Here is a 12,131-nt window from a genome sequence, read left to right as displayed (position 1 = left end):
GTGACGTGCAGACGGCGGGCGGCTACTGCAAGGACTTCTTCAGGGCGGCGACCTCGTCGTCGGCGTCGCGCGCCGCCTCGGACGGCGAACTCTGACCGCTGGTCATGGCGCCGATGGCCTTCGGCACGGGCAGTTCGCCGTTGGTGGCGCCGACGAGGGCTCCCTCGCCCTGGGTGATGCCCCAGCGGCGCATGTTGCTGACACCGCCGGCGAGCTGGTCGAGCAGGGTCCTGGGGAAGACCTCGTCCAGGGGCTTGCGGGTGTCGACGCCGATGTCGCTGTGCCGCCAGGCGTCCAGATAGCGCTCGGGGTCGGCGGCCGTGCCCTTGCGGACCGGGATCTTGCCCTCGGGGGCCATGCCGAACCAGGACTCGTAGCCCGTGCCCATCATGTACTCGATGAACTCGCGGGACGCCGCCGTCTCGGCCGTCCTGGTGGTCACCCAGGACGTGATCTCGCCGAACTGGGCCGCCTCCTCGGCGTCGGGGCCCTTCATGGCGGTGACGATGCCGCTGTTGTCCGACAGGTACCGCGGGTCCTTCGCGCACTGCGGGCAGCTGGGCAGGGCGTCCCCGCGCAGTCCGGCGAGTTCGTCGAGCAGGAACGAGGACCAGATGACCATGGAGGAGCGGCCCGCGAAGTAGGTCGCGCGGGTGGAGTCCACGGTCTGGGTGCCGGGGGCGCCGTAGGTGCGGGCCAGCCGGTCGTAGGTGCGGAAGGCGGTCTCGCACCGCGGTGACCGGAGGGCGACCTCGTGCCGGGCGTCGACCAGTTGGCAGTCGTTGGCCAGGGCGAGGCTCTCGAAGCTCTGGGAGGTGAAGACGTCGCTGGGGTCGGTCGCCGCCGAGATGCCGTCGTGCCCCTTGGTGGTGAGCGCCTCGGCCGCGGCCAGCGCCTTCGCGTACGTGTCCGGGGCGGGCAGACCCTTCTGCCCGAACTGGTCCTTGCGGTAGACCAGCAGCTGCAGCCAGGCGTCGGAGGGCACTCCGAGGCTGGTGCCGCCGTCGGACGTCAGCTCCAGCGCGTTGGCGTTGAAGGTGTCGCGCCCCAGGCCGTCGACGATCCGCTTCGGGATGTCGGTGTTCAGCAGGCCGTTGGTGTACATCTGCCAGACCTGGCCCATGGGGGCGGCGCCGATGACGTCCGGCAGGGTGCCCGACGCGGCCGCCGACATGATGAGCTGCGGCATCTGGCTCTCGTCGACCCCGACGAGCTTCACCTTGACGCCGCTCTTCTTCTCGAACCCGTCGATGACCTTCTGGGTCGCGGCGGTGCGGTCGGGCAGGTTCTCCTGCGACCAGACCGTGATCTCACGGTCGGGTGTGCCGGGTCCCGTGCTGCTCGCGCAGCCCGAGAGCAACCCGATTCCCAAGGCTGCCGTGACGCCGACCGCGGTCGTCCTCGACCGCAGGGTCCTGATGCGCATTGAGTGTCCTCGTTCCGGCTTACGTCTGCTCGTCACGCATCACAGCATCACTTTTGCGTGTTGACAAGACTTAAGTTGCGGATATTGTCGACGCAACCGCATCAGCAACCCTTCCGGAGCCCCCGTGTCATCCGTGCCGCCCGTGCCGCCCGCTCCATCCACGCCGTCCGCGTCGTCCGTGTCGTCCGTGGAGCGCGTCGTCCAGTTCACCGGCCCTCGCCAGGTGGAGGTCGCCGAGCACAGCAGGACCGAACTGCCGCCCGGCCATCTGCGGGTGCGCACCCGTTACTCGGGCATCTCCGCCGGCACCGAGCTGACCGCCTACCGCGGCACCAATCCCTACCTGACCCGGACCTGGGACCCCGACGCGCGCCTGTTCCGGGACGGAGCGCCCGGCATCGAGTACCCGGTGGCCGGCTGGGGCTACTCCGAGGTCGGCGAGGTCGTCGAGGTCTCCCCGGAACTGACCGGCACCCCGGGCCTGCCGGTCCCCGGCGACCTGGTGTGGGGCATCTGGGGCCACCGCAGCGAGGGCATCGTCCCCGCGGAGCGCATGATCGGCCACACCCTGCCGGCCGGCCTCGAACCGCTCGCCGGCGCGTTCGCCCGGGTCGGTGCCATCGCGTACAACGCCGTCCTGGCCGGCGACATCCACCTCGGCGAGGACGTCGCCGTGTTCGGCCAGGGTGTCATCGGCCTGCTCACCACCCGCCTCGCCCGGCTCAGCGGCGCCCGCGTCACCGCCGTGGACGCCCTCGACGGCCGCCTGGAGACCGCGAAGCGCTACGGCGCCCGGCACACCCTCAACGCCCGTACCGACGCCGTCGCGGAACGCGTCCGCGAGGCCACCGGCGGCCTCGGCGCCGACCTCGCCATCGAGATCAGCGGCGCCTACCCGGCGCTGCACGAGGCGCTGCGCTCGGTCGCGGCCGGCGGCCGGGTGGTGGCCTCCGGCTTCTACCAGGGCGACGGCATCGGCCTGCGTCTGGGCGACGAGTTCCACCACAACCGGGTCCAGCTGATCTGCTCCCAGATCGGCGGCGTCCCGCCCCAGCTGTCCAACCGCTGGAGCGTCGAACGCCTCCAGCGGACCTTCCTGCGCCTGGTCGCCGAGGGCCAGGTGGACGTCGACTCCCTGGTGAGCCACGTCGTCCCCGTCGCCGACGCGGCCGACGCCTACGTACTGCTGGACGAGCGGCCCGCCGAGGCGCTGCAGGTCGTCCTGGAATTCTGAGACGGAGAAGCTGAGGCACCCCATGCTCAAGACCGCTGTCCAGGAACAACTGCTGCCCGGGGACACCCTGCAGGCCAAGTGGGACTTCGCCCTCCAGGCCGGCTACGACGCCATCGAACTGCGCGGCAAGGGCGACTTCCACTTCGCCTCCCGCCGCGAGGAACTGCGGCAGGCCCGCCGGGACGGTGTCGTCATGCCGACCGTCTGCGTCGACATGCTGCACTTCCTCGGCGCCTTCGACGAGGACCTGCGCCGCGACGCCGTCGCCCAGATGAAGTCCCAGCTCACCGTCATCGCCGAGATCGGCGGCGTGGGCGCCCAGACCCCCGCCTCGTACGGCATGTTCTCCCGCCGCCTGCCGCCCTTCGAGCCGCCGCGCACCGAGGAGGAGGACCGTGATGTGCTCCTCGCCGGACTCGCCGAACTCGGCGAGCACGCCCGTAGCGAGGGCGTCACGCTCTTCCTGGAGCCGCTCAACCGTTACGAGGACCACATGGTCAACCGGCTAGACCAGGCCGCCGACCTGATCCGCGCCGTCGGCCTGGACTCCGTGCGCATCGGCATCGACAGCTACCACATGAACATCGAGGAGACCGACCCGGCGGCCGCGATCGTCGCCCACGCCGACGTCATCGGCCACGCCCAGGTCTCCGACTCCAACCGCTTCCAGCCCGGTGCCGGACACCTCGACTGGCCCGCCTGGCTCGGCGCCCTGCACACCGTCGGCTACGACGGCCACCTCGCCCTCGAATGCCGGCTGACCGGTGACCCCGTCCAGGCCGTGCGTTCCGTGCCCGCCTTCCTCAAGAGGTCGGGCGCGTGAGCACCCCCCTGGACCTTCTGGACCGGCCCGCGCCCACCGCGCCCGCGGACCTGACCCTGCGGCGCGGTGCGGCGCGGGTCCTGCTCGACAACTGGACCGGCGCCTCCACCGTCCCCTCGCGCACCCTCTACCCGCACCAGTGGAGCTGGGACTCCGCCTTCGTCGCCATCGGACTGCGCCACCTCTCGGTGCGCCGCGCCCAGCGGGAACTGGAGTCGCTGCTGGCCGCGCAGTGGGCCGACGGACGCGTGCCCCACATCGTCTTCAACCCCGACCTGCCGCACGGCGCCTACTTCCCGAGCCCCGACTTCTGGCAGTCCTCCACGGCGGGCCGGGCCGCGGGCGCACCCCCGTCCACCGAGACCTCCGGCATCGTCCAGCCACCCGTGCACGCCCTGGCCGCCTGGCTCGTCCACCTGGCCGACCCGGCCGAGTCACGGCGCCGCGGCTTCCTGGCCCGCGTCCGGCCGAGGCTCGCCGCCTGGCACGACTACCTGCTGGACCGCCGCGACCTCGGCGGCGGCGGCCTCGCGGCCGTCGTCCACCCGTGGGAACCCGGCATGGACAACAGTCCTTGCTGGGACCGGGCCCTGCGGCGGGTCGAGCCCAGCCCGTCCGGCACGTTCCGGCGCGCCGACCTCGACCACGGCCACCCCGCCGACCGGCCCACCGACCTCGACTACGGCCGCTACGTGCGGCTGGCCACCGAGTACCGGGACGCCGGATACGACGACCGTCTCGGGCGGCACCGCTTCGCCGTGGAGGACCCCGCCTTCAACGCGCTGCTGATCGTGAGCGAACTGGCCCTTGCGGCGATGTCCCGCGAACTGGGCCTGCCCGCGCGCCGGCACACGGAGCGGGCCGCCGGGCTGACCCGGGCGCTGGTGCGCCGGCTGTGGGACCCGGAGGCCGGCCTGTTCCGGGTGCGCGACCTGCACACCGGCACCCTGGTCGACGAAGGGAGCGTCAGCGGGCTGATCCCGCTCGTCGTCCCCGGCCTGCCGCGGGACGTCGTCCGGCGCCTGCACGCCACGCTCACCGGCCCGCGCTTCAGCGCCCCCGCCACGGCCCTGGTCCCGAGCTACGACCTGACCGGCCACGCCTTCCACCCCACCCGGTACTGGCGCGGGCCCGCCTGGTTCAACACCGCCTGGCTGATCGAGCGGGGACTGCGCACCCACGGCCTCGGGCCGGACGCCGCACGGCTGCGCAGCGGCTTCCTCGCCGAGGCCGGACGCTCCGGGTTCGCCGAGTACGTCGACCCCTCCACCGGCGCGGCCTGCGGCACCCGGCACTTCTCCTGGACCGCCGCCCTGACGCTCGACCTGCTGACCGCCGACCCCGACGGTGACGACCTGACCGGTGACGACGGGGCGACACGCGACCTGGCCGGTGACGACCGGGTGGCGCGCGATCTGTCCGGTCACCACCGGTCGGTACCCGACGCGCCCGGCGACGACCGGTCGGCACACGGCCTGACCGGCGACGACCTGACCGGTGACGACCGGTCGGCACACGACCCGAGCGGCCATCACCGCGCGGACCGCGACCGCGCGGACGGCGACCGGAGGGACCACGGCCGGACGGACCGCCGGACGGGCCACGCCCCGCCGGGCCGACGACCCACGCACCACGACACGACGGAGCCCCTGCCATGACCGCGGCCGATTCACGCGTCCAACTGGTGCGCGACGCCACCTTCGTCCGGCTCGCCGCCGACGGCGGGATCAGCGGCGTCCGCGGCTCGGCGCCCGACGGGCTGTTCCGTCAGGACGCCCGGCACCTCAGCCGCTGGCGGCTGACCGTCGACGGCACCGCCCCCACCGCTCTGGTGCCCGCCACCCAGGAGTACGACGACACGGCCGCCTGCGTGCTCACCCCCGAGGGCACCCGCGACCAGCCGCCCGCCTACACGGTCTTCCGCCGCCAGAGCGTCGCTGCGGGCACCCTCACCGAGCACCTGGGCGTGGTCAGCAACCGCCCGGACGCCGTGACCGCCCGGCTCGACCTCACCGTCGACGCCGACTTCGCCGACCTCTTCGAACTGCGCGCCGACGACCGCCACTACGCCAAGCCCGGCGCGCGGTACACGACCCGGGACACCACCGACGGACTGGTCCTCGACTACCGGCGGGCCGACTGGCACGCCCGGACGGAGATCGTCTGCCACCCGGCCCCGGACAGTTCGGCGCCCGCTGCGGAGGAACCCGGTGCCACCGCGCGGACGTTGACCTGGCACCTCCCGCTCGACGCGCACGGCCGCGCCGACCTGCACCTGACCGTCCGGGCCCACCCGCACGGCCGGCCCGGGCCCGCCGCCGCGTCCTCCACCGTGCCCGCCTCCGCGTGGGCCGGCCGCACCGCCGCAGGGGGTGCGCCACGGGCCGGGGCCGTGACGGACGACCTGACCCGCACCTGCGAACGCGGACTCGCCGACATCGACCTGCTGACCGTCCCGGTGCCCGGTGTCGACGGTGAGGACGTACGGGTCCCGGCCGCCGGCATCCCGTGGTTCCTCACCCTGTTCGGCCGCGACTCCCTCCTGACCTCCTTCTTCCTGCTGCCCTACCGGCCCGCGACGGCCGCCGCCGTGCTCAGCGCGCTCGCCGCGACCCAGGGCCGGCGCCACGACCCCTTCAGCGGCGAGCAGCCGGGACGTATCGTCCACGAGACCCGGCACGGCGAACTCGCCCATTTCCGACAGGTCCCCTACGGCCGCTACTACGGTGCCGTCGACGCCACGCCGCTCTTCCTCGTCCTGCTGCACGCCCATCACGAGGCCACCGGCGACCGGTCCGTCGCCGAACGGCTTGAGCAGCACGCCCGTCGCGCCGTCGACTGGATGTTCACCGACGGCGGCCTGGACGAGCACGGTTACCTCGTCTACCAGCCGGACCCGGGCGGGCTGGTCAACCAGAACTGGAAGGACTCCGCGGGCGCCGTCTGCTTCCGCGACGGAACCCAGGCCGAGGGGCCCGTCGCGGTCTGCGAGGCGCAGGGCTACGCCTACGACGCTCTGCTGCGCACGGCCGAACTCGCCGACGGCGTCTGGCGGGACGCGGGGTACGCGCGACGGCTGCGGGAGAGCGCCGCCCGGCTGCGGGACCGCTTCGCGGCCGACTTCTGGATGCCGCGGGCGGACTTCCCCGCCCTCGCCCTGGACGGCGCCGGCCGCCAGGCGGACGCGCTGGCGTCGGACGCCGGGCACCTGCTGTGGTCGGGCATCCTGGATGACGAGCGCGCCCGCCGGGTGGGCCGGCGTCTGCTGGAGCCGGACTTCTTCTCCGGCTGGGCGATCCGGACCCTCGCCGCGGGCCAGCGGCCCTACCACCCGCTGTCGTACCACCGGGGCAGCGCCTGGCCGCACGACAACGCGGTCATCGTCCTGGGCCTGGCCCGGTACGGCCTCGCCCGAGAGGTGCGCACCGTCGCCGAGGGGCTCGTCGCGGCGGCGGCCCACCACGGCCACCGGCTCCCCGAGGTCCTCGCCGGCTACGACCGTTCGGCCACCGCCGCCCCGGTGCCCTATCCGCACTCCTGTTCGCCGCAGGCCTGGGCCGCCGCCACCCCGCTGGCCCTGAGGACCGCTCTGGGCCCCCGGCCGCTCAGTCCCTGACCGCCCGCGGGCCCGCCGCCGCGGCGGCGGTGCTCGCGCGGACGACGAGGCGGGGCTCCACCGACGCCGGCTCCGGCACGGTCTCCGGGGCCGCGATGTAGCGCAGCAGGTGGGAGACGGCGAGTTCGCCCATCCGTGCGAACGGCTGGGCGACCGTGGTCAGCGGCGGTGCGCAGTACTCGGCCAGTTCGATGTCGTCGACACCGACCACGGAGACGTCCTCGGGCACCCGCCGCCCCAGTTCCCGCAGCGCCCGCACCACGCCGAAGGCCATCTCGTCGCTCGCCACGAACACCGCGGTCACGTCCGGGATCCGGCCCAGGACGAGTCCGGCACGGTACCCGGACGCGGGCGACCAGTCGCCCTCCAGGGGCGGTGGCACCGTCCGTCCCGCCGCCTCCAGCGTCGTACGCCAGCCGTCGCGCCTGCTGGCGGCCTCCAGCCACTCGGCCGGGCCCGCCAGGTGCCAGACGGTCTCGTGCCCCAGGTCCAGCAGGTGCCGGGTGGCCAAGGTGGCCGTCAGCGACTGGTCCACCGCCACGACCTCGGTGGCGTCGGTACGGGAGCCGTCGATGGTCAGGGTCGGCGTGGCGCGGGTGAGCTCCTCCAGCCCGGTGCTGCCGTTGATCAGCGGCACCGACAGGATGATCCCCTCGACCCCCTGGTCGGTGAGCCGGGACAGGGCGGACTCGATGGCGAAGGTGTCGAGCGAGGCGGTGGTGGCGGTGCTCACCGCGTACCCGACGCTCTGCGCGGCGCCTTCGATGCCCGACATCAGGGCGGCACGGGAGTAGAAGGTGGTCCGCAGCGTCACCACGCCGATGGTGCGACTGCGCCCGGAGGACAGCATGCGCGCCGCGTTGTTGCGCCGGTAGCCGAGCCGGGCCACCGCGGCCAGGACCTCGGCCCGGGTCTCCTCCCGCACGTTCGGATGCCCGGAGAGCACCCGCGACACCGTCTGCGCCGACACCCCGGCGGCCCGGGCCACGTCCGTCATCCCCGGCGGTCGCTGCCCGCCGCCCTGCTTCGCCATACGCGCCTTCCTCGACGACCTCCCCGCGATGATATCGCTGACATCGGCTATCGCCCGTGACGCCGAGGCTCTGTGGGCCTCTCGGTACCGAGGTGTTGGCATCGATAACATCCTCTGCCATAGTCGAACCCGGCAGCACCGGACTCCGCCGAGAGATCGATAACAAGCGGGCGCCGGTACGGGCACGACCACCGGAGTCCCCGTGACCCTCCCCAGCACCCCGTCCGCGACCTCCGCCGTACGCGCCGCGGCCACCCTGACGTACTCCGGTGGGACGCTGTTGCGGACCGGACGTGCGCACCGCGTCCTGTCCGGCTCGCTGCACTACTTCCGCGTCCACCCCGGCCAGTGGGCCGACCGCCTCGAACGGGTGGCGGCTCTCGGGCTCAACACCGTGGACACCTACGTCCCGTGGAACTTCCACGAGCGGCGCCCCGGCGAGGCCCGCTTCGACGGCTGGCGCGACCTCGCGCGCTTCGCCGGGCTGGCCCAGCGCACCGGCCTCGACGTCATGCTGCGGCCCGGACCCTACATCTGCGCGGAGTGGGACAACGGCGGACTGCCGGCCTGGCTCACCGGCGTCCCCGGCATGCGGCCGCGCACCAGTCACCGGCCGTACCTGGAGGCGGTCGGCCGCTGGTTCGACGTGCTCGTCCCGCGGATCGCGGCCCTCCAGGCCGTGCACGGCGGCCCGGTGGTGGCCGTGCAGATCGAGAACGAGTACGGCAGTTACGGTGACGACCGCGCCTATGTGCGCTGGGTGCGGGACGCCCTGGTGGACCGCGGCGTCACCGAACTCCTCTACACCGCGGACGGACCCACCCCGCTGATGCAGGACGGCGGTACCCTGCCCGGCGAACTGGCGGCCGCGACCCTCGGCTCCCGGCCGGACGAGGCCGCGGCGCTGCTGCGCTCGCGCCGGCCCGACGAGCCCTTCCTGTGTGCGGAGTTCTGGAACGGCTGGTTCGACCACTGGGGCGAGAAGCACCACGTCCGGTCGTCCGACAGCGCCGCCCGGGACGTGGGCGGCATTCTCGGCACGGGTGGTTCGGTCAGCCTCTACATGGCGCACGGCGGCACCAACTTCGGCCTGTGGGCCGGGGCCAACCACGAGGGCGGCAGCTACCTGCCGACCGTCACCAGCTACGACTCCGACGCCCCGGTGGCCGAACACGGCGCGCTCACCCCGAAGTTCCACGCGCTGCGGGAGAAGTTCGCCGCGGCGCTCGGGAACGGGAGCGCGACACGACGGCCGCTGCCCGCCGATCCGCCCCTGCTGCCGCCCCGGACCCTGCCCGTGATCCGGCGGGGGGAACTCGTACCGGCGCTGCGCGCCGCGGCCGAGCCGGTGCACGCCCCCGCGCCGCTCAGCTTCGAGGAACTCGGCCAGTCGGCCGGCCTGGTGCTCTACTCGGCCCGGCCGCTGCTGCCCCGCGGCGAGCACTTGGTGACCGTGACCGGCCTGCACGACCGGGCCCAGGTGTTCGCCGACGGGCTGCCCGTCGCCGTGCTGGACCGCGAGACCTCCTCGTTCTCCCTGACCGGGAAGGGGACGCGGACCAGGCTGGAACTGCTGGTGGAGAACCAGGGGAGGATCAACTACGGGCCGCTGCTGGGCCAGGGCAAAGGCATCCTGGGCGGGGTGCGGGTGGAGCGGCGGCTCGTGCACGGCTGGACCATGCACCGGCTCCCGCTGGACGAGTGGTCGCCCCGCGACCTCGCCCGCGCCGTCTCGGCCGCCCCCGAGGGCGGCGCCGCCGGCTTCGCCACCGCGTCCCTGGACCTCACCGAACCCGCCGACACCTTCCTCGCCCTGCCGGGCTTCGCCAAGGGCTTCGTCTGGGCCAACGACGCCCTGCTCGGGCGCTACTGGGAGGTGGGCCCCCAGACCACGCTGTACCTGCCCGGCCCCTTCCTGCGCCCCGGTACCAACACGCTCACCGTCCTGGAGCTCGAACGGTTCGGCGAGCACCTCGCACTCGTGGACCGGCCCGACCTCGGCCCCACCGAGGAGTACGTCGAGACCTTCGACTGACCGGTCCGCACGGCCCCACCGCGTACCACCCCACCGGCAGCAGCACGAGTTGAGGAGTACCTGTGCCACGGTTGACCGCTCCCGGAAGCAGACTCGCCCTCGTGGCCGTCGCCACGGCACTCGCCCTCGCGGGCGGCGGGTCCCTCGGCGCGCCGCCCGCGTCGGCGTCGGACCCCGAACCCGGCGCCGCCTACACCGTCACCGTCGGCGCGAAGGGGCCCTGGAGCCGCCCGGACGACACACCGGCCGCCCCGTACATCGACAAGGACGGCACCTTCTACTACCAGCAGGCCCACGCGCTGTACGGCGCCGACGACAGCCGCGCGTGGAGCTTCTACACCGGCACCGACTTCGACACCGCCGAACGGTCCGCCGTCAGCGACGCGGCCGACCCGGACGAGCCCAGGGACCGCAACGACGACACCACGTGGCGGTGCAACAACAGTCCGACCGGCAAGGAGTCCACCTTCCCGCCCGCCGGGTCGGGCTACGCGCAGAAGAACTACTGCGACCTGGCCGGTGTGTGGGTCGACCCCGACACCGGCGACTGGTACGGCCTGGTGCACAACGAGTTCACCCCGCAGCCCTTCAGCGACGGCCTGCACTACGACGGGATCGACTACGCGGTCTCGCACGACCGGGGCCGCACCTGGACGATCAGGGACCACGTCATCACGTCGCCGTACAGCACCGAACGCGGTGACACCGCCACGTTCCCCGAGCAGACCTTCCACTACGGCGACGGCGACCCGCGCCTGTTCGCGGACACCGCCTCCGGCTACTTCTACGTCTACTACGGCTCGCGGATCGTGGAGAAGGGCGGCAGCTGGAAGGCGTTCCACGCCCACGTGGCCCGCTCCCCGATGTCCGCGAAGATGGCCCCCGGCTCCTGGCGGAAGTGGTACGACGGAGCCTGGTCCGAACCCGGTGTCGGCGGACGCGAGAGCAACATGGTGCCGGTCGGTCCCGCCGGCGGCACCGGCTACACCCCCGTACAGGACGAGTACGACCCGGCCACCCCGGGCACGGTGAGCGAACAGGTCGCCGCCGGGAGGATGCCCGCCACCTCGCCCCTGTTCGTCATGGACATCACCTACAACGCCCACCTCGGGCTGTACGTGGGCGAGCCCCAGGCGGTCGACCAGAGCGGCGACGCCCCGCAGCGCTTCTACGCCACCGACGACCTCGCCACGCAGAAGTGGTTCCCGATCGGCGACACGGGCGAGCACACCAACGCCTCCTGGTACCGGTGGTTCCTGGACGGCATCAACAAGACCGGCTCGGGCATCGTCGGGAAGCGGTTCCACTCCTACTGCTCGTTCGGGTGCTCGGGCGGCGCTTCGAGCGAGTACGTCGACCTCACGATCGACACGGCCGAGCCCGCCGCCCCGGTCGACGAGGACAGGACCTACCGCATCACCGGAGCGGACGGCCGGTCGCTCGCCCAGGCCTCGCGCCACGGCTCCGCCACCACCTCGGTACGCAGGCCGAACGGCGCGGCACCGGCCGACTGGGTCTTCACCGGGAACGGCGACGGCTCCTACCGCATCGCCAACGCCGCGACCGGCCGGCTGCTCGGCGTCGACTCCTCGGCCACGGCCGGCCGTGCCTGGGGCACCCGGCCCACCGTCACCGCATCCGGCGGCGACGGCCCCTCCGTCGGGCAGCAGTGGTTCGTCATCCCGGGTGCGTCCGCCGACGGCACCGCCACCGGCACGTACCGCCTGGTCAACCGCTACAGCGGCCTGGTGATCGGCATCTCCGGCGACCCCCGTCGGCGCGTCGAGACCACGCCGACCCGCTCCTGGACCGACACCACCGGCAACCGGGTCGGCGGTTCACGCGGCCCCGACGAGCAGACCCTGACCCTCACCCCGTCCGGGACGGTGGACTGACACGAGCGGGCCGGCCCCGGCCACCGGGCAGGCACCGACCCGGCCGACGGGTCGGGGCGGCCCGGGTCC

7 protein-coding genes and 1 pseudogene are annotated in these 12,131 nt (G+C 73.4%); 6 read left to right on the top strand and 2 right to left on the bottom strand.

What is annotated here, in order from left to right; genetic code table 11:
• Positions 1-22: 22 nt before the first annotated feature.
• Positions 23-1,426, bottom strand: coding sequence for an extracellular solute-binding protein (locus tag ACIBCJ_RS32575; protein WP_362104922.1), 1,404 nt, complete (start codon positions 1,424-1,426; stop codon positions 23-25).
• A 187-nt stretch (positions 1,427-1,613) separates the two neighbouring features.
• Between ACIBCJ_RS32575 and ACIBCJ_RS32570 the strand changes: the two genes are divergently transcribed.
• The 4 genes and pseudogenes from ACIBCJ_RS32570 to ACIBCJ_RS32555 all read left to right on the top strand — a co-directional run bounded on the left by ACIBCJ_RS32570 (position 1,614) and on the right by ACIBCJ_RS32555 (position 7,099).
• Complete coding sequence (locus ACIBCJ_RS32570; protein WP_362509140.1) at positions 1,614-2,660, top strand: zinc-binding alcohol dehydrogenase; 1,047 nt, start codon at positions 1,614-1,616, stop codon at positions 2,658-2,660.
• 22 nt (positions 2,661-2,682) lie between these two features.
• Complete coding sequence (locus ACIBCJ_RS32565) at positions 2,683-3,483, top strand: sugar phosphate isomerase/epimerase family protein (RefSeq protein WP_362104915.1); 801 nt, start codon at positions 2,683-2,685, stop codon at positions 3,481-3,483.
• Positions 3,480-4,826, top strand: a pseudogene (locus ACIBCJ_RS32560) (MGH1-like glycoside hydrolase domain-containing protein); the annotation flags it as partial. The gene ACIBCJ_RS32565 and the pseudogene ACIBCJ_RS32560, both read left to right, overlap by 4 nt.
• Before the next feature lie 311 nt (positions 4,827-5,137).
• The gene (locus ACIBCJ_RS32555) at positions 5,138-7,099 is read left to right on the top strand and encodes a glycogen debranching N-terminal domain-containing protein (RefSeq protein ID WP_365981337.1); all 1,962 of its coding nucleotides are present in this window, start codon (positions 5,138-5,140) and stop codon (positions 7,097-7,099) included.
• On the opposite strand, the gene ACIBCJ_RS32550 is transcribed toward ACIBCJ_RS32555, so the two are convergent.
• Positions 7,089-8,132: a LacI family DNA-binding transcriptional regulator gene (locus tag ACIBCJ_RS32550; RefSeq protein WP_365981336.1), complete on the bottom strand. Its 1,044-nt coding sequence runs from the start codon at positions 8,130-8,132 to the stop codon at positions 7,089-7,091. The genes ACIBCJ_RS32555 and ACIBCJ_RS32550 overlap by 11 nt on opposite strands.
• 202 nt (positions 8,133-8,334) lie before the next feature.
• Between ACIBCJ_RS32550 and ACIBCJ_RS32545 the strand changes: the two genes are divergently transcribed.
• Both ACIBCJ_RS32545 and ACIBCJ_RS32540 read left to right on the top strand, forming a co-directional pair.
• Positions 8,335-10,167: a beta-galactosidase family protein gene (locus ACIBCJ_RS32545; protein WP_365981335.1), complete on the top strand. Its 1,833-nt coding sequence runs from the start codon at positions 8,335-8,337 to the stop codon at positions 10,165-10,167.
• A 62-nt stretch (positions 10,168-10,229) separates the two neighbouring features.
• Complete coding sequence (locus ACIBCJ_RS32540) at positions 10,230-12,062, top strand: RICIN domain-containing protein (protein WP_365981334.1); 1,833 nt, start codon at positions 10,230-10,232, stop codon at positions 12,060-12,062.
• Positions 12,063-12,131: the final 69 nt, after the last annotated feature.

Origin of the sequence: Streptomyces sp. NPDC051136 (genome assembly GCF_044455745.1) — a bacterium.
Classification (GTDB): domain Bacteria; phylum Actinomycetota; class Actinomycetes; order Streptomycetales; family Streptomycetaceae; genus Streptomyces.
Note: the sequence above shows the minus strand (reverse complement) of the source record. Positions and strands in the feature narration are given on the sequence as shown.

Bases quoted from the DNA above. Each gene is read 5' to 3' on its own strand.
- ACIBCJ_RS32575 (WP_362104922.1), bottom strand. From the start codon at position 1,426: ATGCGCATCAGGACCCTGCGGTCGAGGACGACCGCGGTCGGCGTCACG.
- ACIBCJ_RS32565 (WP_362104915.1), top strand. From the start codon at position 2,683: ATGCTCAAGACCGCTGTCCAGGAACAACTGCTGCCCGGGGACACCCTG.
- ACIBCJ_RS32555 (WP_365981337.1), top strand. From the start codon at position 5,138: ATGACCGCGGCCGATTCACGCGTCCAACTGGTGCGCGACGCCACCTTC.
- ACIBCJ_RS32550 (WP_365981336.1), bottom strand. From the start codon at position 8,132: ATGGCGAAGCAGGGCGGCGGGCAGCGACCGCCGGGGATGACGGACGTG.